The organism is Prevotella sp. RM4, assembly GCF_000701965.1.
In the GTDB taxonomy this organism is placed as follows: Bacteria; Bacteroidota; Bacteroidia; order Bacteroidales; family Bacteroidaceae; genus Prevotella; species Prevotella ruminicola.
Map to the genome: position 1 here is coordinate 257,961 of NZ_JNKG01000009.1, position 22,728 is coordinate 280,688.

The following is a 22,728-nucleotide window of genomic DNA, read 5'->3' on the forward strand; positions in this document are numbered from 1 at the left end:
TAATTCGTATCTTTGCAACCAAAATATCAATATTTTCTAACGAACTATGATCAGAAATGTTTTTTTGGTAGCCGCTTTGTTGGCTACAAGTCTCTGCGGGGCAGAGGAGGTAAAGGTGAAATCACCAAGTGGAAATCTGGAAGTTACAGTGAACGATGAGGGTGGCAAGGCTACCTATCAGGTATCACTTGATGGTAAGCAGATGGTTACCAAGTCGAACTTAGGCTTGAACACCAGCATTGGCGATTTAACCCAGGGCTTGAAGATTGTGGATAGCAAGACCGAGGCTGTGGCAAAGCAGTATGATATCCGTACCGTTAAGGCTTCGCACATTGATTACAAGGCCAACAAACTTACATTAACACTCGAGAACGAACAGAAGTTGCAGATGACTGTTACCTTTATGGTAGCTGATAACGATGTGGCTTTTAAGTATGGTATTGCCAAAGCTCCACGTGGCATGCAGCGCACGCTGGTTTTTGGCGAGGCTACCAGCTTTAACTTCCCTGATGGCACCACCACATTTATCACACCGCAGATTGGTCCTAAGACAGGTTGGGCAAATACCAAACCCAGCTACGAAGAGGGTTATAGCGTTGATGGCCAGCTGAACGAGAAGTCGCACTACGGTCGTGGCTATACCTTCCCTTGTCTGTTCCACCTGCAGGATGGCTGGGCACTGGTTAGCGAGACAGGTACCACCGGCGCTTATTGCGGCACACATGTTTCTGATTATCAGCCTGGTACAGGCTATACCATCGCTTTCCCCGACAAGGGCGAGAATGGTGGCTTTGGTTCGGAGTTTGTAGCGCTGTCGTTACCTGCCGAAACACCTTGGCGTACCATCACCGTAGGCTCAACCCTGAAGCCTATCGTTGAGACTACCGTGAGCTACGATGTGGTTGATCCACTCTACGAGGCCTCTGAACAGTATAAGGAGGGCCGATATACCTGGAGCTGGCTTATCTGGCAGGATGGTGCTACCGTTTATAAGGATCAGGTACAGTTTATCGACCTGGCTGCAGCTATGGGCTACGAGTACTGCTTGGTTGATGCCCTTTGGGATACGCAGATAGGTCGTGACAAAATGGTGGAACTCTCACGTTATGCACAGAGCAAGGGTGTAAGCCTGATGCTTTGGTACAACTCTAACGGCTATTGGAATGATGCGCCTCAGGGCCCACGTAACTGTTTGAATACCTCGCTGGCACGTAACCGCGAATTCAAGTGGTTGCAGCAGATTGGCGTGAAGGGCATCAAGGTTGATTTCTTTGGTGGCGACAAGCAGGAAACCCTGCAGCTTTACGAGGACATCATGGTTGATGCCAACCGTTACGGCATTCAGGTTATCTTCCATGGATGCACCCTGCCTCGCGGTTGGGAGCGTATGTTCCCCAATTACGTAGCCTCTGAGGCTGTGTTGGCCAGCGAGAACGTGTTCTTTGGAGAGGGCGCTGCCATCCACGAGCCATTCGACCTTACCTTGCATCCATTCTGCCGCAATGCGGTGGCCTCGATGGACTGGGGTGGTGTGATTATGAACAAGTATCTGAGTCGCGACAACAAGAGTCGTCACTCTCGCAAAACTACCGATATCTTCGAGATTGCTTCAGGCATCACTAACCAGACATCAATCCAGTGTGTGGCCATGTGTCCTAACAACCTGCAGGAGCTGCCTCAGTTCGAGCTCGACTTCCTGAAGACATTGCCTGCTACATGGGATGAGACACGCTATATTGATGGCTATCCTGGCAAGTACGTGGTACTGGCTCGTCGCCATGGTGCTGATTGGTACATTGCAGGATTGAATGCCCAGAAGGAGCCACTCAAGCTTACACTCGATCTTTCGATGTTGGCTGGCAAAACACCAACTGTCTATGTAGATAACCAGAAGGGCGAGCCTACCATGGGTACCCTGAAGGTTGATAAGAAGGGCAAGGCTAAGGTTACTATCCAGCCCAATGGTGGATTAATCATCAAATAACAAATGATATGAAGAAATTACTAACTACTATGTTGCTGGCTGCAAGTGGTGTGCTTGCAGCTTCAGCCGCTAACGAGCCCCTGCCATTAATCCAGAATGTGCAGGCTTATGAGAGTTGTTCGCTGAATGGCGATTGGAACTACATTGTTGATGTACAGGAAGAGGGCTATTACGACTATCGTATGAACCCTATGCGTAATGGTTTCTTTATCAATGCCAAGCCCCAGAAGCCTGAGGATTTGATTGAGTACGACTTCGATAAGTCGCCAACCATGAAGATTCCTTCTGACTGGAATACGCAAGACGAAAAGCTGTTTTTCTACGAGGGAACAGTTTGGTTTAAGAAGAGTTTCCAGGCTGTGCCTATGACCGAATGCCGCACCTTGCTGTATTTTGGCGCTGTAAACTACGATTGCCATGTATGGGTGAATGGTAAGAAGGCTGGTCACCACGTGGGTGGCTTTACCCCATTCAACTATGATATCAGCGATTTGCTGAAAAAAGGCGAGAACACTGTGATTGTCAAGGTGGATAACAAACGTCATGCCGAGGATGTGCCTACACAGATTTTCGACTGGTGGAACTATGGTGGTATTACCCGCGACGTGAAGCTGGTAAAGGTACCTTTGGTTTATATGCAGGATTACAACCTGCAGCTCTCAAAGGCAGCTGATAAGGCCAAGGTAAGAGAGATCACTTTCTCTGCCCAGGTGAGTGCCAAGGAGGCAGGTCATAAGGTGGTAGTTAATATCCCTGAGCTGAAGTTGGAAAAGCAGTTTACAACTGATGCCGAGGGACAGGTAAGTGGCACTTTGAAGGTGGCTGCCAAGAAACTGCAGCTGTGGTGCCCTGAGAACCCCAAGCGCTATGATGTGCAGCTCACGCTCGATGCAGGTATGGTTGCTGATTCTATCGGCTTCCGTACCATCGAGACACGTGGCAAGCAGATTCTGCTTAACGGTAAGCCTATCTTCCTGAAGGGTATCTCTATCCACAATGAGAAGCCCAATGGTGGCGGTCGTGCTAACAGCGTTGAGGATGCTCACACGCTGCTTTCATGGGCCAAGGAGTTAGGTTGTAACTTTGTGCGTCTGGCCCACTATCCTCACCACGAGGAGATGGTGCGCGAGGCTGAGCGTATGGGTATCCTGGTATGGAGCGAGATTCCTGTTTACTGGACCATCGCCTGGACTAATCCCAACACCTTCGCCAATGCCAAGCAGCAGCTTACCGATATGATTGCCCGCGACCATAATCGCGCTAACGTGATTATCTGGAGTATCGCCAACGAAACCCCACACTCTGCTGAGCGTGATAAGTTCTTAGGTGGTCTGGCCAAGTATGCCCGCACACTCGATAACACCCGTCTGATTTCGATGGCGATGGAGGTTACAGGTGCCTCGAACTACGTGAACCGTTTGAACGACAACATGAACGAGTATGTAGATGTGGTAAGTTTTAACCAGTACATCGGTTGGTATCGCGATGTAAACGATGCCCCAAAGATGAAGTGGGTGATTCCTTACGACAAACCTGTGATTATCAGCGAGTTTGGTGGCGGTGCCCGTTACGGCTATCATGGTGCCAAGAACCAGCGTTGGACTGAGGAGTTCCAGGAGAATCTCTATAAGGAGAACACTGCTATGCTCGATAAGATTGAGGGCTTGGCAGGTACCACACCTTGGATTCTGAAGGACTTCCGTTCACCTCGTCGTGTACTGCCTGGTGTGCAGGACTACTACAACCGTAAGGGTTTGGTAAGCGATAAGGGCGAGAAGAAGCTGGCCTTCTACGTGCTGAAGAAGTGGTACGAGACTAAATAATAATAAATAAGGTATTATCCAATGAAAAAGGAACTTAAGACTATTGGCAGTTGGGCTATGATGGCGCTTGCTGCATTAATTACAAGTTGTAACACAGCAACAGACATGGAACAGCAAATTGATGAACTCTACCAGAAGATGCCTCAGGAGGAGCGCATCGCACAGCTGAAGAGTATGTATATGGACGAACTCTTTGATGCTGACGGCAAGTTAGATACAGCCAAGTGTAAGGAACTGATACCTTATGGTATTGGTCATTTCTCACAGTTCTGCATGCAGCAGCCTCGCGATCCGAACGAATTGCGCGATCGTGCTGTGGCTATTCAGGACTGGCTGATGCACCATACACCCAATGGTATCCCAGCACTTTTGCACGAAGAGGTGCTCTCGGGTATCAATACCTTAGGTTCTACCATCTATCCCCAGCAGATTGGTCAGGCTGGTTCGTTCAACCCTGAGTTGGCTGAACTGAAAACACGTCAGACCAGTACGCAGCTGCGTAAGATGGGTGGTATCTTTGCCCTGTCGCCAATGGTGGATGTATGTCGCACCCCCAGCTTTAATCGCTTGGAGGAGTCGTATGGCGAGGATGGCTACCTGTCGGCTGTGATGGGTACCGCCTTTGTTGACGGCTTGCAGCAGGGCGACTTGAAGAAAGGTGTTGGCGCCTGCTCTAAGCACTACTTAGGTTATGGTGGTGGCGGCGATGCCGACGAGAAGGAGATGATGGAAGAGATTCTGTTGCCTCACGAGACTATGATTCGTTTGGCTGGTAGCGTAGCTGTAATGCCTGGTTATCATGATGTGCATGGCATCAGATGTGTGGCTAACAGCGAGATTCTGCAGGATATTCTGCGTGGTTACGTAGGTTTCGATGGTATGGTGGTGAGCGATTATACCGCTATCGACCAGATTCCAAATATCGACAGCGCAGTAGAAAAGGCTGCTGCTGCCATCAATGGTGGTAACGATGTCGACTTCCCCTTTGGTGCCAACTACCAGCTTTTGCAGGAGGCTATCGATAAAGGTCTGGTTAAGCCCGAGGTGCTGGAGCGTGCCGTGAAGAATGTGCTGCGTATCAAGTTCCGTATGGGATTGTTCGATAAGGATGCTTATCTCTACTCGAAGGAGGATATCAAACTCGATACTCCCGAGGAGCGAAAGACGGCTTACGATATCGCTACCCAGAGTGTGGTGCTGTTGGAGAACAATGGGGTGCTGCCACTCAAGGAGGTGAAGAACGTGCTCCTTACTGGTCCTAATGCCAACTCTATCTGGGCTATGTGTGGCGACTATACCTATCCTGCCATGTCGTACTTCTGGAAGAAGGTCGACTATAAGTCGGAGAATCCTCACATCGTGAAACTGCTCGAAGGTATGCAGAACCACAAGCCCGAGGGCGTGAACGTGATGTATTCGCGTGGTTGCGATTGGACCGAGGAAATTGAGACTAAATACGGTGAGCTGGGCGATGCACGTGCTTGGGAGTACGAGTTGCTGCACCGCAAGGTGGATGCAGGCGAAAAGGCCGACAAAGCCGAAGCCCTGCAGATGGCTAAGGATGCCGATGTGATTATTGCTGCCGTGGGCGAGAACGTGATGCTTTGTGGTGAGAACCGCGATCGTCAGGGCCTGCGCTTGCCAGGTAAGCAGGAGCAGTTTGTTGAGGAACTCATCCAGACAGGCAAACCTGTAGTGCTGGTGATGTTTGGCGGTAGAGCTCAGGTTATCTCTGGCTTAGCCGAGAAGTGTGCTGCCATCATTCAGGCCTGGTATCCTGGCGAGGAGGGTGGTAATGCTGTTGCCGACATCCTGTATGGTAAGGTATCGCCATCGGCCAAGCTGTCTGTCAGCTATCCTAATGTTGAGATCAACGAGCCTATCTGCTACAACTATGCTGCCGAGAAGGATGCACGTGTTGCATGGCCTTTCGGTTATGGCTTGAGCTATACCACCTTCGAGTATGCTAACTTAGAGGCTACAACCGAGGTTACTACCAAGGACGAGAGCTTTAACCTTACCTTTGATGTGAAGAATACAGGTAAGGTGGCAGCCGATGAGGTGGCACAGATCTATCTCTCGCCTGCCGATAAGAGTCAGCAGATTCGTCCTATCCAGCTGCAAGGCTTTGCCCGTGTATCGCTGAAGCCCGGTGAGAGCAAGAAGATTAGCGTGAAGATGTACACCGAGCAGTTAGGTTATTATACCCATGATGGTCAGCGCCAGTGGAACATCCAGCCAGGCAAGTATATCATTAAGGTAGGCGCATCATCGCAGGATATCAAGCTGCAGCAGGAGATAAATCTGAGTGGCGAAGCTGTTAAAATGCCTTTGAGAAAGTACTATTTCTCAGAGGCAAAACAGATTTAACCTAAAGATAACATTACGATAACTCAATGCTTGTGCAACTTTTCGTACCTTTGCAACGTCAAACAGATAAAAATAACAATTTAAAACGATAAAGGTATGAAAGCAATCATCACAGCAGCAATGGTTATCGCCATGTGTCTTAGCACTGTTAGTTCGTATGCAGCTAACAATCAGAGTGAGGCTCAGAAGGTTGAGTATCGTTATGAATACGATGAGCAGGGTCGCCTTGCCTTCAAGGAGATGCTGAGCTGGGATGAAGCCACACAGCAGTGGCAGAAGAGCAGCCGCCTGACTTATAAGTACTTTAAGAATGGCTACAACGAAGAGGTTAGTCAGTGGAATGCCGATAAGCAGACCTATGATATCCCCTCGCAGGTAACACTCTACCGTTCGCAGGCTCCTAATCTTACAACGGTTAAGACCTATAAGATGAACGAGGCACACGACAACATGTACCTTACCAGTCGTACGGTAGTCATGGAACCTTTGGATGCTTATTTGCTCGCGTTGAAATAAATTCTCTCTCTTTAAATTATAAAAACCCTTAAAGGGTAAAAGAATCCGTGGTCAGTTTATACTGATTACGGATTTTCTTAGTAACTTTGCACCCGAATTTATAATAATACAAAAACAATGGAACTAATTAGAGGTAAGGAATTTGGAGGCGAGAGGCCTCTGTTTGCCGCTCATGATTTGAGATTAGAAGAGATTACAATTGTAGATGGAGAGTCTGGTATCAAGCAGTGCCAGAACATGGAATGTTACGATAGCAAGTTCTATGGAAAATACCCTTGGTGGCACGTGGATGGTGCTAAAATCGAACGCTGCTATTTTGCACCTGGTTCGCGTTCGGCCATCTGGTACACCAACGATCTGGTGATGAAGGATTGTACGATTGATGGCCCTAAGTTCTTCCGTGAGATGAAGAACGTAGAGTTAGAGAACGTAGTGATTAACGATGCCGACGAAACTTTCTGGAAGGTAGATGGCTTGAAACTGAAGAATGTGAAGCTGCATGAGGGAACCTATCCCTTCATGTTCTCTAAGAATATCTATGTAGATGGATTGGAGAGTGATGCCAAATATGTATTCCAGTATTGTGAGAATGTAGAGATTCACAATGCTAAAATTATCACGAAGGATTCGTTCTGGGAGTGTGAGAATGTGACTATCTACGATTCTACGCTGGATGGTGAGTACTTGGCTTGGCACTCTAAGAATGTGCGCTTGGTTAACTGTCATTTGGCTGGCGAGCAGCTGTTGTGCTATGCACAGAACCTGGTACTTGAGAACTGTACCTTTGACGCTGCTTGCGACCGTGTGTTTGAATATTCAACCGTTGAGGCCGACATCAAAGGCCACATCGAGAACATTAAGAACCCCACCAGCGGCCACATCGTTGCCGACAGTATAGGTTCGATTACTATCGATGAGAACGTGCGTGAACCAAATAATTGTATTATAGAAACAAGAAAATGAAATACGATTTTGACGAGTTGGTAGAACGTCGTGGAACGGGATGCGTAAAGTGGGACGAGGAAGCCCCACGTTCAACGGGGGGCTGGCTTCCGCCAGGGGGCAATTCCGAGTTTAAGGAAATAATCCCACTTTGGGTGGCCGATATGGACTTTAAGGCTGCCCCAGCTATTCTGGAGGCCGTTCGTAAGCGTGCCGAGCACGGTGTGTTTGGTTATGCTGTAGTTGAGGATGATTACTACGAGGCTGTTATCTCGTGGTTCCAGCGACGCCACGATTGGACTATCCATCGCGAAGAGATTCTCTATACCACAGGTGTTGTTCCTGCCATGAGTGTGGCCATAAAGGCACTCACCATGCCAGGCGAGAAAGTGCTGATTCTCTCGCCCGATTACAACTGTTTCTTCTCGTCGGTCCGTAACAATGGCTGCGAGGTGCTTGAAACCGCATTGAAGCGCGTAGGCGATACCTTTGAGGTGGATTGGCAGGACTTTGAGGCCAAATGTGCCGATGAGAAGACTACCGTTTTCCTGCTTTGCAATCCTCATAACCCCACAGGACGTGTTTGGACTAAGGCGGAGCTGATGCAGATGAACGATATCTGCTTGAAGTATGGTGTAAAAGTGGTTAGCGATGAGATTCACTGCGAACTGATGATGCCAGGCCATCAATTCCAGCCGTTTGCGGCTGTGAACGAGGCTTGTCGTCAGAATAGTGTTATCCTTAATTCGCCTTCAAAGTCGTTTAATATTGCCGGTTTGCAGGCAGCAAACATCATTTGTTCGCAGCCTGCATGGCGCCGCCGATTGGATCGTGCTATCAATATTAACGAGGTGTGCGACTTGAATCCCTTTGGTCCTGTGGCGCTGAAAGCTGCCTATAACGAAAGCGAAGACTGGATAGATGAACTGAACCAGTATCTCTGGGGAAACTATCAGCTGCTTTGCGAGTTTGTGGCTGAAAACATCCCCCAGTGGAAGGTTTGCAAATTGGAGGGCACCTATCTGCCTTGGGTTGATATCTCGGCCATGAATATCACATCGCAGGCCCTATGCGATAAACTGCTTGATGAGGCTAAGGTATGGCTTAATCCTGGCACGATGTACGGACCTCAGACTGGCGAGGGCTATGTACGCTTTAACATCGCCACCCAGCGTTCACGACTGAAAGAAGCCTTGGAAAGAATAAAGGATGCACTCGGTTGAGTGCATCCTTTATTTATGTTAGTTAATCAGGAATATCTTAGTCAAACCATTGTAGGTTGCCTTAATAGTGGCGCGGCCTTCTACGATTTTACTAATCTCGAACTTTACTTCAGGTACATCTGATGTGGCAACAATGTTTGAGTTGTCGCTCATTTTACCATATACCTGATAGCGAGTTTGGTCGGTATAGCCGTTCAGATTAGTAAAGCGGATAGGTGTTGTGGGCATGACTAACTTCTGTCCGTCAACCTCAATGTTGACCTGAGGCACAACAGGAGCTTCGAACTTATCGCCAGCCTTTGAGAAACCGATACCGTGCAGGTCGAACAGTCCCTGAGGGCGCTGAGGTCTGCGTGGGCCCCACTGTGGGCGTATAGGCGCTTCGATTTCTGCACCATCAGCCACCAGATAGATAGCGTGCTTACCTGTCAGTCCTTCGACTGCAGGTGTGCTTACCTGGTAAATCTTAGCGGTGCGTGGTGCATCGGCTGGAATATCCAGTACGGCAATCTCTTCGCCCTTCCATGGGTTATCCAGACGTACGTGAATCTTAAAGGCACCATGTCCGCCTGGAGTTAGGTTCAGATTCAATGTGGCGCCATCGCCTTTACTGATGCCTTTAAAGGCCTTGATGCCCTTGGTGTCGGCTTTCAGTCCGCCAAAGCCAAAGTACTTAAAGCCTACAATACCAGTATTGGTAATGCCAGCCAGGTCCATCGAGTTGTTCCAGATGTCGTGGTTATCCTGCATCCAGTCGTTGCTGTTGGTGCCGCCAGTCAGAAAGCAGGCGATACCAGCCGAATAGTACTGATATGGGGGCAGACCGAAAATCTGGAATCCCTCTGAAGTTACTTCGGCACCAGTATATTCTGTGCCATCGGTAGCCTTGGCTGTCCAACTGTTATCAGCAGCATATGGATCGTAACCGGTAATCTTTACGGTACCGCCTTTAGCCACAGGTTTCTTGTCCCAAGTAATCTTAACAGGGGCTACCATTGCCTGACGGGCATAGCCGAAACCACGTGGTGGACGATGATAGAATACGTACCACTGACCGTTAATCTCCTGCAGCGAGCCATGGGTGTTGTGGGCGGCATTGGTGGTAATCAGCTTCGAACCGTCTTCGCCAGTTACTACACCACGCGAGTCAACCAATACACCACCAGAGCGCCAAGGACCTAATGGTGAATCACCAAAGGCATAACGCAAGGCAGAGTTGGTAGAGCCCTGTCCGTAGTCAGGACCGCTATAACCAGAGAATACCATCACGTATTTGTTGCCTACCTGACGGATGCTCGAAGCCTCGAAGAAGTTAAACTCGCCAGGATTCTGTCCTTTATAGAGGGCTGGATACTGCGTGCCCTCTGGGTCACGAACCTTACCGTAACTGGCCGAAGCGGGGATAAAGTAATCGTGCAGCTCAGTGCCTGGGCGCATAGAGTACATGGTGTTCTGATCCAGCTCACAAGCGGTTGAATGTTGGAAACCATAGAATACGTAGGCACGGAAGCCTTTAGCGTAATCCGGATCCTTTTTGTTGGTAACTGGCTCGATGAATACTGATGGGTCGAAATCAATCAGTGAGCCAGGCAGGCACTTGCGACCATCCTCGGTGAGATTGATAGGGGTGAAGGGACCGTTGGGGCGGTCGCCCTTACAAACCATGGGCACGCGTTGCCAGCCACGAGAGTGGGGATACAGATAGTAGGTCTTCTTACCTGTGGCCTTATCCTTTACCTCAACCAGATCTGGGGCAAACATGGTGTCCCACTGACCGTCAACATAATGGGTAAAGATAGGACCTTCGTCGCGCCATTGGCTTAAGTCCTCTACTGGTGCCGACCACATGCGGATATCGCTACCGCAGTAGGCTGTGTAGTTGGTGTCGTGCGAACCGATAATGTATGCACGGAACTTTCCTGGCTGATCGGGATCCTCAAATACACGAGGTTCACCGTCAGGCAGATGCTCCCAAAGCGGGAGGTACGGATTCTGTGCCTGAGCCGATAAAACAGCCAGCAACAGAAGGGGTAACATAAAAAGTCTTTTCATATAAATATGGGTTGGGTTTTGTGAAAATTGCTTGCAAATTTAGTAAATTATCTACATTTATGCTGTTATTTTTAAAGGAAATGTTTAACTTTGCAACATATATGAAAGTAATTGTAACTATTCTGGTGTCTTTGTGTATTGCATCGATGCACGCAGCCGACTTTAACATTAAAAGTTATGGTGCCAAAAACGACACCACAGTACTCTCTACGCACGCTTTACAACAGGCCATCGACGCTTGCTCTGATGCAGGTGGTGGTCGTGTGGTGGTGCCTGCTGGTATTTATAAGATTGGTACCATACAACTAAAGAGTCATGTACACTTGTATTTGGAACAAGGAGCCACGCTCTATGGTAGTACCCGATTAGAGGATTATATACCGATGAAATCGGACTATTTGTCGCTTCGAACACAAACTACCACCATCCAATTGATTTATGCCGATGGTGTGCAGGATGTGTCGATCGATGGCTTGGGTACCATAGATGGTCGTGGACGGGCCTTTAAGAAGCTTTCGTGGAACGATGAGGGTATCACCCGTCCGCATCTGATTCGCTTTATCCAGAGTCAGGACATCCTGGTGCGTGGTATCACCTTGCGTAATTCGGGCTGCTGGATGCAACACTACTTGGCTTGCGACCGCTTGAATATCGATGGAATCAAGGTTTTTAATCGTAATAACTATAATAACGATGCGCTGGATATCGACGGCTGCCATGAGGTGATTGTGCGTGGTATGATAGCTGATAGCGACGACGATGGTATTACACTGAAGAGCACCTCGCCCCGTCTTTGCGAAAACGTGCGTATCAGCGATTGTGTGGTATCGAGTCATTGTAATGCCGTTAAACTCGGTACTGAGACCAATGGCGGTTTCCGTAATATCAATATCAGTGGTATCGTGGTAAAGCCCAGTTACAATCAGCAGGAAAAGTTCTTCGGACAGTGGATTGGCTCGTCGGCCATCTCGCTTGAGATAGTGGATGGCGGTGTGCTCAAGAATGTGAATATAGCCGATTTCACCGTCGAAGGTACCGAGTCGCCTATCTTTGTGCGTTTGGGCAATCGTGGACGTGGCTACAAAACTGGACAGTATATCGATCATGTAGGTTCGATTGATGGTGTACGCATCAATAATATCCAAATCCGAAATGCCGGTTCTATGGGCTGTTCGATTACAGGTCTGCCAGGCTATCCTGTTCGTAATGTATGGATATCTAATGTGTCTATACATCATAAGGGAGGGGTGAAGAAGGATCAGTTGACAGAAATTGCCGATTCCATCGCTAATGAGAAGGCTGCTGATTATCCTGAGGCCACCATGTGGGGTAATCTACCGGCAAAGGGTTTCTTTGTGCGTCATGCCCGTAACGTACAGTTCTCTAATATCCATGTATCTACTGTTGATGAGGATGTGCGCCCTGATTTTGTGGAAGTGGATACCGAGGGATGGGGCGATCAGGGTGACGGAACGTATCGTAATCCTGTGCTGAATGCTGATTTTTCCGATCCTGATGTGATTCGTGTGGGCAACAAGTTCTATATGGTAGCTTCTGATTTTCACTTTATGGGTATGCAGGTGCTGGAGAGCGACGATATGGTGAACTGGCGTTATATCTCCCAGATTTATCGCCGTTTTAACGAGCCAGGCTGGGATGCCAACCTGCATTATGCTGGTGGCTCGTGGGCACCTAGTATCCGTTATCACAGCGGCTTGTTCTATGTATATTTCTGTACACCCGATGAAGGTCTATATATGTCAACCGCCAGCAATCCTGCGGGCCCATGGGCGCCGCTGCATCTTGTAAAGCGTGTGGCTAAGTGGGAAGACCCTTGTCCGTTTTGGGATGAAGACGGACAGGCTTATATAGGGCGTAGTCAGCATGGTGCAGGTCCAATCATTGTGCATCGTATGTCGGCCGATGGCAAAACGCTGCTCGATGAAGGTAAAACGGTGTATGAAGGACCTATTGCCGAGGGAACTAAGTTTATGAAACGTAATGGTTGGTATTACCTTATAATCCCCGAGGGTGGTGTCGGCACAGGTTGGCAGACTGTTTTGCGTGCTCGCAATATCTATGGCCCTTACGAGCGCCGTATCGTGTTAGAACAGGGTTCAACTGGCGTTAACGGCCCTCACCAAGGTGCGTTGGTAGATGCACCAGATGGCTCCTGGTGGTTCTATCATTTCCAGGAGACACCAGTACTAGGGCGCGTGGTTCATCTGCAGCCTGCCCGTTGGGAAGCTGATTGGCCTGTGATAGGTATCGACTATGATAAGAACGGTATTGGCGAGCCAGTGGCTGCTTGGAAAAAGCCTGTTTCTTCGGTAGGAACTGCTGGTTTCCAGACCTGTGACGACTTTAATGATGCATTAGGACTGCATTGGCAATGGAATCATAATCCGGTTGATACACATTGGAATCTCACTGATCGTAAAGGCTGGCTCACACTCAAAGCCATGCCTGCCGATAGCTTGAAAATGGTCCGTAATATGCTTACTCAGAAGGTAGTTGGCTATCAGAGTGAGAGCACAACCAAAGTAAGCATTAAAGGCGACAGTTATGCAGGACTTTTCTGCTCAGGTAAGTTGTTCTGTGGGGTAGGTTTGTGTAAAGATGGTGTGTTTATCGAGTTTGGTGGACAGCGTAAGATTATCGACAAGGGGAGTTATCAGGAAGTATGGTTCAAGGTAACTAACGATTGCGAGCAGAATCGCCACCTATTTTATTATAGTATAGATGGAGAGCATTATCAGCCTGCGGGCTCGGCATTCGCCATGAGTGGTGGTTATTGGAAAGGTATCCGGGTGGGACTGTTTAACTACATTCCTACAGGCGAAACGTCTGCTAAGAGCCAGACATCTTCGTATGCTCAATTCGACTATTTCAATCAAAAATTCGCCCAATAGTTTGGCTGATTGCTAAAAATCTCGTACCTTTGCACACGAAAGAATACGCGCCCTGATAGTTAAATGGATATAACAAGGTCCTCCTAAGACTTAGTTCCGCGTTCGATTCGCGGTCGGGGTACGAAAAAAGAGCTGCATTCCATCAGGAACGCAGCTCTTTTTTATATGCGATTGTATGATTACTTGTTCTCAGCAACCTCAACGTCGTCCTCCTTGATAGTACGGCCCATCCAAAGGAAGGCTGTAGGAGCGGCGATGAAGAGCGAACTCAGAGTACCGAATACAACACCCAGGATCATAGCCAGAGAGAACGAGCGGATGCTATCACCACCAAGGATGAAGATAGCCAACAGCACGATCAGTGTGGTTACAGAGGTGTTGATGGTACGAGCCAGTGTCTGGTTCAGTGAGTCGTTGAACAACTGCTGACGGTCGCGCTTGCCATACAGACCGAGGTTCTCACGGATACGGTCGAATACTACCACCTTATCGTTGATAGAGTAACCGATAACGGTCAGGATAGCACCGATGAATACCTGGTCGATCTCGAGCGACATTGGAACCCAACCCCAGCACAGTGAGTAAACACCAATTACGAGCAGAGCGTCGAGAGCCAGAGCCACAACAGCACCTACAGAGAAGGCGAGGTTGCGGAAACGCAGCAGGATGTAGAGGAAGATTGCAATCAGAGCGATACATACGCTGATGATAGCACCATGTGTGATATCCTTAGCTACTGAAGGACCTACCTTAGCAGAGCTGATGATTGAACCACCCTCGCGAACATCAGGATTCTTGAATGCCTCAACATTCTCCTGACTTACGAGACCAGCCTTCTTCAGGGCAGCGAACAGAATGTTCTCAGCCTTGTCGTCAACCTCAGGATTATTTGACTCGATATCCCAGTTGGTAGAGATACGAACAGTCTTGCCATCGGTACCCAGAGCGATAACAGAGGTGTTAGCCTCCTGGTTAGCCTTCTCGCCGATAGTGTTGATGAAGGCACCTGCCATAGCCTTACGAACCTCCTCAACAGGAGTCTGCTTGTCGAGTGTCACAACGTAGTTACGACCACCAGTGAAGTCGATGCTCTGGCTCAAACCACGAACAAAGAACGAACCAATGCATACAACAGCAATTGTAGCCCAGAGAGCATAGGTCTTCTTATATGAGCCCATGAAGTTGTACTTAGCGTTCTGCATCAGATTCTTAGAGTAACCTGTTACGAAGGTGAGGTTAGTCCACTTATCCTTTGACAACATAGCATCGTAAACTACACGAGTGAGGTAAACGGCTGTGAAGAATGAGATAACGATACCAATGATCCATGTGGTAGCGAAGCCCTTAACAGGACCTGTACCGAAATAAAGCAGGATGATACCTGTAATCAGCGAAGTGAAGTTAGAGTCGAAGATAGCGCTGAAAGCGTTAGAGTAACCCTTGTTCAGAGCCTCCTTAACACCAAGACCCTTCTTCAGCTCCTCCTTGATACGCTCGTAGATAAGCACGTTAGCATCTACAGCTGTACCCAGAGTCAGCACGATACCTGCGATACCAGGCATTGTAAGAGCGGCCTGGAACGAGGTAAGGATACCCAGTGTGAAGAACAGGTTGAACAGCAGAGCGATATCCGAGAGGAGACCTGGTACAAAGCCGTAAAGCATGATCATGTAGATCATCAGCAGTACGAAAGCTACTACGAATGAGATAATACCCTGCTGGATTGACTGAGCACCCAGTGAAGGACCTACAACCTCCTCCTGTACGATACGGGTAGGAGCAGGCATCTTACCTGAGTTCAGTGTGTTAGCCAAGTCCTTAGTAGCCTCGATGGTGAAGTTACCAGTAATCTGAGAGTTACCACCGTCAATCTGAGTAAGGATACGTGGAGCAGAGTAAACGGCATCGTCGAGCACGATAGCTACAGCCTTACCGATGTTCTGCTTGGTAATCTGGCTCCAACGACGAGCACCGTCAGAGTTCATCTGCATTGATACAGAGGGGTGACCCATCTGGTCGAAGTCGTCCTTGGCACCGGTGATAACATCACCCTCCAGTGGAGCACGACCTGAAGGCTCAGTAACCTTCAGAGCATAGAGCTCGAAGATGTCGCCCTTAGTATTCTGGCCTCCGAAGTCCTCAGGTGTAGCACCCCAACGGAGCTTCAGCTCAGCAGGGAAGATACGACCAGCGAGGTCAGAGTAGATCATCTTGTTAATCTCGGCAGTATCGCGAGCGTTAGCATAACCAACTACAGCGAGGGTGTTACCCTGTGTAGGCTGGAAGATAGAGAACAGAGGATTCTGTTTCTTAGCCATTTCAACAGCCTTGTTGTCCTTGCTGTCCTTCTTAGCCAGTTTAGCAGCCAGGTCGCCTGTAGCAGCCTTAGCGCTATCGGCAACAGCAGCAGTAGCAGCGCTGTCAACAGCAGTTGTGTCGGCTACGTCAACACCACCCTGAGCAGCCCAACGCTGGTTAAGCTGAGCCAGCAGAGGAGTAACCTCCTGTGAGTTGTAGGTCTCCCAGAACTCAAGGTTAGCTGAACCCTGGAGCAACTTACGTACACGCTCTGGCTCCTTGATACCAGGCATTTCTACCATGATACGGCCGCTCTGGCCTTCGAGTTTCTGGATGTTTGGCTGAACAACGCCGAACTTATCGATACGGTTACGAACTACATTGAATGAGTTATCAACGGCACTCTGTACCTCGGTACGCAGTGCAGCCTCTACCTGTGAGTCGGTAGATGATGTGCTAACCTTGCCCTTCATCTGCTGGGTAGCAAAGATAGCAGCAAGTGGACGACCGTTGCCCTCCTGTTTCCAATACTTCACGAACAGAGAGATGAAGTCGTTCTGACTGGTCTCCTCTTCCTTCTTAGCCAGCTCCATGGCCTTCTTGTAGGCAGCGTCAGTCTTGTGGTCGGCCAATACGTCAACCACATCAGGTACTGATACCTCAAGAATAACGTTCATACCGCCTTTCAGGTCAAGACCCAGGCCAATCTCCATCTCACGGCACTGCTTCAGAGAATAGATACCCATGTACACCTTCTCGTTGTTGATTGAATCGAGGTACTCCGCACCTGCCTCTTCGCCCATAGCAGCAGCCTTACTTTCGTAGTGGCGTGTTACGAACGAGAAGGAAAGGTAGAAGCAGCACACGAGAATCAGAAGCACTGCGATAAATTTTACAATTCCTTTGTTTTGCATTTTGTTTTTAATTATTATTTATTTATATTATTTTCTGTTCGCGTATAAAATAGCGTGCAAATATAGGCATTTTTTTACACAAGGAAAAATTTATTGGCAAAAATTCACTCATTTTTATTGATTACTTTTCATTTTTAGGGTACAGATGATAGGATTATGGTCACTTGCGTCCATTTTACTATCAATATGGCAGTTATAGGGTTCAAAGTGGTCGGATACTAAAATATGGTCGATACGTACAAAGAAACCTTTCTGATTATATGACAAACCGATGCCTTTTCCGGTCTCCTGGTAGCAGTCTGTCAACCCCTGTGCGATGGTACGGCGCGAGTACGAAATGGGGTTGTCGTTAAAGTCGCCACACACGATAATCGGGTAATGTCGGTGTGCCTCGATATAGTCGTGGACAGCTTCGGCTTCAGGTGCTCGTTTGGCGGCGTATTTGCCTAATTTCTCGATAAGGAACAGCGTTTCGGCCTTAGCGGTGTCTTTCTTCATTTTACCGCTAATCATCTGTTTGTATTTATCACGGTCTTCGTTCGAAAGATGTGTACCTTCTAAGTGGTTGTTAATCACCAGTACGGTGTCGTTACCTACTTGGAGGAAGTAGGCTACAGAACCATTGCCTGACGACTCGTAGGGGATACGTTCCTTCCTGATAATCGGGTACTTAGTATGGATACCAACACCATTGATGCAGGCATCCTGAGGGTTAAAGATGGTGGTATCGTTATAAGGGTAGATTTTCTCGTACCATTGTTTCACATATCTGCGCCAGGTATCGACATCTTCCTGTAAGCAAACAATATCGGCATCCTGCTCTGTCAGGTATTCGTGTACCTTCTCAAAGCCTTGCTCATATTTGTAGTTGCCGCCATACTGACATACGTTGTAGGATATCAGCTTGATGGTGCCTTCTGGGGCTGTTTGCGAGACGTGTAGCGGCATATAGAGCGTGATAGGACCATATACTATCACATAGCCTACGACAGGGATCCAGGCCTTCTTCCATTTAAATGTCAACCAAAAGAACAGAAATAGCAGGTTGGCAATCAGGAAGCCAGGGAAAGCCATACCCATACACGAAAGCATGGGGTGCTCTACAGGATTGATACGGTCGGCATAGCCCGCCAGTATCATCAGCAGTACAGTAGCCACATTGGCGCCTGCAATAAGGTTTACCGTTATGGTCTTAAGTTGCTTGATCATGACTGGTTGCTTGCATCGAAGAGCTTTTTCTTCTCTTCTTTAGTCAGACTGTCGTAGCCACTCTTGCGAATTTTATCAAGAATGGCATCTATCTCTTCCTGGTTCTGGCGCTTACGGGCATTATACTCCATATCATCTTCTTTCGAACCGCCACCTCTGTTTACGTGCATGTTGGGATTGCTGTACCCGCTGCCCTGATGGTGTTGGCGCTGTTCAAAGTTGCGCTTCAGGTTGTCGAAGAACTGCATACCGCGACCACGGTCGAAGCCGGAGTTGGGATGACGGTTCCAATAACGAATCATCAGGAATCCGAACAGCATACCACCTAAGTGGGCTGTGTGTGCTACGCCATCGCCACTGGTTTGGATAGACATGTAAAACTCGATAGCGGCATAACCTAATACAAACCACTTTGCTTTAATTGGGAATGGAATGGGAATGATGAAGAGACGTTCATTGGGGAATGTCATTCCAAAAGCAAGTATAATAGCATAAATGGCTCCAGAGGCACCTATTGTTCCCCAAAGATTAAGAGACTCCGCAATAGTCATCTCTGTGATGCTACCGTTATTGTTTACGGAAATAATTGTTTCAAGAGGCATTGCCGAGAGATATGTGTCAGAAATATACTGTATATACTGAACCAATTCTTGGCAAAGACCAGCACCAATGCCGCAGGAAATGTAATAAAAAAGGAATTTCTTGGATCCCCATACATTTTCAATCACACAACCAAACATCCACAATCCAAACATATTACTAAGAAGGTGCATGAAGTCTGCATGAAGAAAAAGATAAGAAACAAATTGATACAAATGGAAATCACTTGCTAGAAAAAAATGCAGACTCCCCCAATCTGCAATGGTGGAATGAGCTGGGACATGTGGATTCATAATATATTGAGCAATATAGACCAATATATTAATGATAAGCAGATTCTTTGTGATGGTTGGTATGCGGAACATCATATCGTTTACTATTTATCTATTATTACTTTTTATAATGAGTGCCTTTTGGCATCTATCGGGTGCAAAATTACTAAAATAATCTCTTTTTTAGGCCAAAATGCCCTCGATAACAACTATTTTTTATTAAAAAGTGAAATTTTTCTGTTTTTTTGTTGTTTCTTTAAATACTTTCCCTTATATTTGCCAAAGTTTTCGACTATACAACAGTTATTACTATTAAATATTTCATTAAATTTTTTAAGATTATGAACAAAACAGAATTGGTAGAGAAGATTGCAGCAAGTGCTGGCATCTCAAAGGTTGACGCTAAGAAAGCTCTCGACGCAACAGTAGTAGCTATTAAGGACGCTCTCGTTAAGGGCGACAAGGTTGCTCTCGTAGGTTTCGGTACATTCAGCGTAAACGAGCGTCCTGCTCGTGAGGGTATCAATCCTCTGACAAAGCAGAAGATTACAATTGCTGCTAAGAAGGTTGCTAAGTTCAAGGCTGGTGCTGAGCTTGCTGACGCTATCAAGTAAGTCGATTGTAAATAAAAATTTAATGGGGATCCTTTTCAGGGTCCCCATTATTGTTATATATGTATAATGTGCTTATTTAGGCTGCTTGCCGATATAAGCCAAGATACCACCATCTACATAAAGCACGTGACCATTTACGGCATCCGAGGCGTGTGAAGCCAGGAATACAGCAGGACCACCTAACTCTGAAGGATCGAGCCAGCGACCGGCAGGTGTCTTAGCGCAGATGAATGAATCGAATGGATGACGGCTTCCGTCTGGCTGACGCTCACGCAATGGGGCTGTCTGTGGGGTAGCGATATAGCCAGGGCCAATACCATTACACTGGATGTTATACTCACCATACTCCGAGCAGATGTTACGTGTAAGCATCTTCAAACCACCCTTAGCTGCAGCGTAGGCAGATACAGTCTCACGGCCCAGCTCACTCATCATAGAGCAGATGTTGATGATCTTACCCTCGCGACGCTCCATCATCTCAGGGATAACAGCTGAAGAGCAGATGAATGGACCAACGAGGTCGATATCGATAACCTGCTGGAACTCGGCGCGCTTCATCTCGTGCATAGGGATACGCTTAATGATACCGGCGTTGTTCACCAGGATGTCTATCTGTCCAACCTCAGCGTGAATCTTCTCAACGAGTGCCTTTACAGCGTTCTCGTCGGTCACGTCGCACACATAACCCTTAACGTTGTCGATACCAGCCTCCTTGTAGTTGTCGAGACCACGCTGCAGAGCAGCTTCGTTAATGTCGTTGAAGATGATGGTTTTGATGCCAGCAGCAACAAATGCCTTAGCAATGTTGAAACCAATACCGTAAGATGCACCAGTAATCCAGGCGTTCTTACCCTCTAATGAAAATAGATTTGCCATAATTTGTTTGTTTTAGAAAAATGTTCTTAGTAGTTGGACGACTCGGATTCGAACCGGGAATGACAGAACCAAAACCTGTAGTGTTACCATTACACCATCGTCCAAGGATATTTGGCTGCAAAGGTACGAAGTTTTTTTCTAAGTACCAAATTTTGCAGCCAAATATTATTTAACGATCAGCAAGTAGTAGTTCTTTTTGCCTTTCTGGGCCAAAAGATACTTGCCATCAATCAGATCCTCAGCTGTGATAGCGCGGTTCTGATCTGTAATCTTTTCTTTGTTCAGCGATACACCACCGCCCTGAACCATCTTACGCATTTCGCCCTTAGATGGGAATACAGGTGCAACGGTTGTCAGCAGCTCGATAGCGGGCTGACCAAGCTGATCCTTAGAAATCTCGAACTGGGGAACGCCGTCGAATACATCGAGCAGAGTCTGCTCGTCAAGCTTCTCAAGGCCTTCCTTGGTTGACTTGCCAAACAGGATGTTTGATGCCTCGATTGCAGTGTCGAGAGCCTCCTTTGAGTGTACCAGTACGGTAACCTCCTCAGCCAGACGCTTCTGCAGAACACGACGACCAGGATCCTGCTTGTGCTCCTCAATCAGGGCGTCGATAACGTCCTTCTCAAGTGATGTGAAAATCTTGATGTAACGCTCGGCATCGTCGTCGCTTACATTCAGCCAGAACTGGTAGAACTTATATGGTGTGGTACGAACAGGATCGAGCCAGATGTTTCCACTCTCGGTCTTACCAAATTTCTTACCATCGCTCTTGGTAATCAGTGGACAGGTGAGTGCGAAGGTCTCAACCTCATTGCCTAGAGTACGACGGATAAGCTCAGTGCCGGTAGTCATGTTACCCCACTGGTCGTTACCACCCAACTGCAATTTTACGCCGTAGTGCTGGTAGAGATACAGGAAGTCGTAACCCTGCAACAGCTGATAGGTGAACTCTGTGAACGACAGACCGTCGCGGGCAGTACCATTCAAACGCTGCTGTACGCTCTCTTTTGCCATCATATAGTTAACGGTGATGTGCTTACCAACCTCGCGTGCAAAATCAAGGAAGGTAAAGTCCTTCATCCAATCGTAGTTGTTAACCATCAGTGCAGCATTTGGTTCTTTCGACTCGAAGTCGAGGAACTTGGCAACCTGTTTCTTGATGCACTCCTGATTGTGATATAGTGTTTCGTTGTTAAGCAGATTACGCTCCTGGCTCTTACCCGATGGGTCGCCAATCATACCTGTGGCACCACCTACCAGAATAACAGGACGGTGACCGCAACGCTGAAGGTGGCGGAGCATCATGATACCGCAAAGGTGTCCGATATGCAGCGAATCGGCTGTAGGATCGGTACCCAGATAGGCTGTAACCATCTCTTTCTGGAGCAGTTCTTCTGTACCTGGCATCATCTGTGCCAGCATACCACGCCATTTCAGTTCTTCTACAAAGTTCTTCATCTTTATCTAAAATATTATTTCTTTATTCTTTCTTTACTAAGGAACGGGGTCGTAACCTGAACCGCCCCATGGGTTGCATCTTAATATGCGCCAGATGGCCAATCCTAAGCCCTTGATGGGGCCGTGCTTCATGATGGCCTGCTTGGCATACTCGCTACATGTGGGAGTGAATCGGCACGAAGGTCCTAAAAGCGGAGAGATGGCCATTTGGTAAAAGCGGATAGGTAATACCAACAGCCACGAAATGAAATGTATCAGTCTCTTCATGCTTTGTCTTTAGCAATCTGCTTCATGAGGCTTATCATCTTCTTCTCAACATCAAGTGTTGGGAAGTGTTTGTCGGTCAGCCAGATGATGGCAATCAAGAGCATCTCGTCTTCGTTTACCTTACCTTCGAGCAGTGATTTGTTCTTGCGGTAGGCCTCACGTACCTGGCGTTTCACCCTGTTTCTGTCAACTGCGTGCTTAAAGCGTTTCTTAGGCACGCTGATGAGCAGTTGCACAGGGGCACACCCCTCATGGTGTTCTGTTTTAAGAAAAACAGCCCTTAGAGGATAAGCAGTCAGCGAATGACTATTGCCTTTCTCAAAGAGCGTTTCTATCAGCAGGTTGCTGACGATGCGCTCCTCTTTACTGAAGGTAGGCGCTGTCGTCATCAATTC

At 47.8% G+C, this 22,728-nt stretch carries 16 protein-coding genes and 1 tRNA gene; 8 read left to right on the forward strand and 9 right to left on the reverse strand.

The window, feature by feature from the left end; translation table 11 throughout:
• Nucleotides 1–46: 46 nt before the first annotated feature.
• The 6 genes from T499_RS0109125 (at nucleotide 47) to T499_RS0109150 (ending at nucleotide 8,858) form a co-directional block, all read left to right on the forward strand.
• Nucleotides 47–1,984 (forward strand): glycoside hydrolase family 97 protein, encoded by a 1,938-nt coding sequence (locus T499_RS0109125; protein WP_033150729.1) that lies wholly within the window; start codon nucleotides 47–49, stop codon nucleotides 1,982–1,984.
• Between the two features lie 8 nt (nucleotides 1,985–1,992).
• Nucleotides 1,993–3,807, forward strand: a complete 1,815-nt coding sequence (locus T499_RS0109130; RefSeq protein WP_033150730.1) for a glycoside hydrolase family 2 protein — start codon at nucleotides 1,993–1,995, stop codon at nucleotides 3,805–3,807.
• 21 nt (nucleotides 3,808–3,828) lie between these two features.
• A complete protein-coding gene (locus T499_RS0109135) occupies nucleotides 3,829–6,177 on the forward strand; it encodes a glycoside hydrolase family 3 C-terminal domain-containing protein (protein WP_033150731.1) in 2,349 nt (782 codons plus the stop codon).
• 96 nt (nucleotides 6,178–6,273) lie between these two features.
• On the forward strand, nucleotides 6,274–6,693 hold the full coding sequence (locus tag T499_RS0109140; RefSeq protein WP_028906611.1) for a DUF3836 domain-containing protein: 420 nt from the start codon (nucleotides 6,274–6,276) through the stop codon (nucleotides 6,691–6,693).
• 117 nt (nucleotides 6,694–6,810) lie between these two features.
• Nucleotides 6,811–7,656, forward strand: coding sequence for a DUF3737 family protein (locus tag T499_RS0109145; RefSeq protein ID WP_013063370.1), 846 nt, complete (start codon nucleotides 6,811–6,813; stop codon nucleotides 7,654–7,656).
• Nucleotides 7,653–8,858: a MalY/PatB family protein gene (locus tag T499_RS0109150; protein ID WP_033150732.1), complete on the forward strand. Its 1,206-nt coding sequence runs from the start codon at nucleotides 7,653–7,655 to the stop codon at nucleotides 8,856–8,858. Before T499_RS0109145 ends, T499_RS0109150 begins: the two co-directional genes overlap by 4 nt.
• A gap of 18 nt (nucleotides 8,859–8,876) precedes the next feature.
• Here the strand turns inward: T499_RS0109150 and T499_RS0109155 are convergent, their stop codons facing one another.
• The gene (locus tag T499_RS0109155; protein WP_033150733.1) at nucleotides 8,877–10,910 is read right to left on the reverse strand and encodes a hypothetical protein; all 2,034 of its coding nucleotides are present in this window, start codon (nucleotides 10,908–10,910) and stop codon (nucleotides 8,877–8,879) included.
• Nucleotides 10,911–11,011: 101 nt separating this feature from the next.
• Here T499_RS0109155 and T499_RS14480 point away from each other — a divergent pair, with 101 nt between their 5' ends.
• Nucleotides 11,012–13,822 carry a family 43 glycosylhydrolase gene (locus tag T499_RS14480; protein ID WP_198021278.1) on the forward strand — a complete coding sequence of 937 codons (2,811 nt, stop codon included), beginning with the start codon at nucleotides 11,012–11,014 and terminating at the stop codon, nucleotides 13,820–13,822.
• A 179-nt stretch (nucleotides 13,823–14,001) separates the two neighbouring features.
• On the opposite strand, the gene secDF is transcribed toward T499_RS14480, so the two are convergent.
• The 3 genes from secDF to T499_RS0109175 all read right to left on the reverse strand — a co-directional run bounded on the left by secDF (nucleotide 14,002) and on the right by T499_RS0109175 (nucleotide 19,208).
• Nucleotides 14,002–17,034, reverse strand: coding sequence for a protein translocase subunit SecDF (secDF, locus tag T499_RS0109165; protein WP_033150734.1), 3,033 nt, complete (start codon nucleotides 17,032–17,034; stop codon nucleotides 14,002–14,004).
• Between the two features lie 114 nt (nucleotides 17,035–17,148).
• The gene (locus T499_RS0109170; RefSeq protein WP_033150735.1) at nucleotides 17,149–18,243 is read right to left on the reverse strand and encodes an endonuclease/exonuclease/phosphatase family protein; all 1,095 of its coding nucleotides are present in this window, start codon (nucleotides 18,241–18,243) and stop codon (nucleotides 17,149–17,151) included.
• Complete coding sequence (locus T499_RS0109175; RefSeq protein ID WP_033150806.1) at nucleotides 18,240–19,208, reverse strand: rhomboid family intramembrane serine protease; 969 nt, start codon at nucleotides 19,206–19,208, stop codon at nucleotides 18,240–18,242. Before T499_RS0109175 ends, T499_RS0109170 begins: the two co-directional genes overlap by 4 nt.
• Nucleotides 19,209–19,456: 248 nt before the next feature.
• Between T499_RS0109175 and T499_RS0109180 the strand changes: the two genes are divergently transcribed.
• Nucleotides 19,457–19,729: an HU family DNA-binding protein gene (locus T499_RS0109180; protein ID WP_013064050.1), complete on the forward strand. Its 273-nt coding sequence runs from the start codon at nucleotides 19,457–19,459 to the stop codon at nucleotides 19,727–19,729.
• Between the two features lie 72 nt (nucleotides 19,730–19,801).
• Here T499_RS0109180 and T499_RS0109185 read toward each other — a convergent pair whose 3' ends face one another.
• The 5 genes from T499_RS0109185 to rnpA form a co-directional block, all read right to left on the reverse strand.
• On the reverse strand, nucleotides 19,802–20,605 hold the full coding sequence (locus T499_RS0109185) for a gluconate 5-dehydrogenase (protein ID WP_013065004.1): 804 nt from the start codon (nucleotides 20,603–20,605) through the stop codon (nucleotides 19,802–19,804).
• Between the two features lie 33 nt (nucleotides 20,606–20,638).
• Nucleotides 20,639–20,709, reverse strand: a tRNA-Gln gene (locus T499_RS0109190).
• A gap of 61 nt (nucleotides 20,710–20,770) precedes the next feature.
• Nucleotides 20,771–22,066: a tyrosine--tRNA ligase gene (tyrS, locus tag T499_RS0109195; RefSeq protein ID WP_033150736.1), complete on the reverse strand. Its 1,296-nt coding sequence runs from the start codon at nucleotides 22,064–22,066 to the stop codon at nucleotides 20,771–20,773.
• A 36-nt stretch (nucleotides 22,067–22,102) separates the two neighbouring features.
• Nucleotides 22,103–22,333: a membrane protein insertion efficiency factor YidD gene (yidD, locus tag T499_RS0109200; protein ID WP_033150737.1), complete on the reverse strand. Its 231-nt coding sequence runs from the start codon at nucleotides 22,331–22,333 to the stop codon at nucleotides 22,103–22,105.
• Nucleotides 22,330–22,722 carry a ribonuclease P protein component gene (gene rnpA / locus T499_RS0109205; RefSeq protein WP_013063323.1) on the reverse strand — a complete coding sequence of 131 codons (393 nt, stop codon included), beginning with the start codon at nucleotides 22,720–22,722 and terminating at the stop codon, nucleotides 22,330–22,332. The genes yidD and rnpA overlap by 4 nt, the downstream gene beginning before the upstream one ends.
• Nucleotides 22,723–22,728: the final 6 nt, after the last annotated feature.

What these genes read in the sequence shown, in the direction of transcription:
- T499_RS14480 (WP_198021278.1), top strand. Translation starts at nt 11,012, where the DNA reads ATGAAAGTAATTGTAACTATTCTGGTGTCTTTGTGTATTGCATCGATG.
- T499_RS0109145 (WP_013063370.1), top strand. Translation starts at nt 6,811, where the DNA reads ATGGAACTAATTAGAGGTAAGGAATTTGGAGGCGAGAGGCCTCTGTTT.
- T499_RS0109175 (WP_033150806.1), bottom strand. Translation starts at nt 19,208, where the DNA reads ATGTTCCGCATACCAACCATCACAAAGAATCTGCTTATCATTAATATA.
- T499_RS0109125 (WP_033150729.1), top strand. Translation starts at nt 47, where the DNA reads ATGATCAGAAATGTTTTTTTGGTAGCCGCTTTGTTGGCTACAAGTCTC.
- secDF (WP_033150734.1), bottom strand. Translation starts at nt 17,034, where the DNA reads ATGCAAAACAAAGGAATTGTAAAATTTATCGCAGTGCTTCTGATTCTC.
- T499_RS0109140 (WP_028906611.1), top strand. Translation starts at nt 6,274, where the DNA reads ATGAAAGCAATCATCACAGCAGCAATGGTTATCGCCATGTGTCTTAGC.
- yidD (WP_033150737.1), bottom strand. Translation starts at nt 22,333, where the DNA reads ATGAAGAGACTGATACATTTCATTTCGTGGCTGTTGGTATTACCTATC.
- T499_RS0109155 (WP_033150733.1), bottom strand. Translation starts at nt 10,910, where the DNA reads ATGAAAAGACTTTTTATGTTACCCCTTCTGTTGCTGGCTGTTTTATCG.
- T499_RS0109185 (WP_013065004.1), bottom strand. Translation starts at nt 20,605, where the DNA reads ATGGCAAATCTATTTTCATTAGAGGGTAAGAACGCCTGGATTACTGGT.
- rnpA (WP_013063323.1), bottom strand. Translation starts at nt 22,722, where the DNA reads ATGACGACAGCGCCTACCTTCAGTAAAGAGGAGCGCATCGTCAGCAAC.
- T499_RS0109135 (WP_033150731.1), top strand. Translation starts at nt 3,829, where the DNA reads ATGAAAAAGGAACTTAAGACTATTGGCAGTTGGGCTATGATGGCGCTT.
- tyrS (WP_033150736.1), bottom strand. Translation starts at nt 22,066, where the DNA reads ATGAAGAACTTTGTAGAAGAACTGAAATGGCGTGGTATGCTGGCACAG.
- T499_RS0109130 (WP_033150730.1), top strand. Translation starts at nt 1,993, where the DNA reads ATGAAGAAATTACTAACTACTATGTTGCTGGCTGCAAGTGGTGTGCTT.
- T499_RS0109180 (WP_013064050.1), top strand. Translation starts at nt 19,457, where the DNA reads ATGAACAAAACAGAATTGGTAGAGAAGATTGCAGCAAGTGCTGGCATC.
- T499_RS0109150 (WP_033150732.1), top strand. Translation starts at nt 7,653, where the DNA reads ATGAAATACGATTTTGACGAGTTGGTAGAACGTCGTGGAACGGGATGC.
- T499_RS0109170 (WP_033150735.1), bottom strand. Translation starts at nt 18,243, where the DNA reads ATGATCAAGCAACTTAAGACCATAACGGTAAACCTTATTGCAGGCGCC.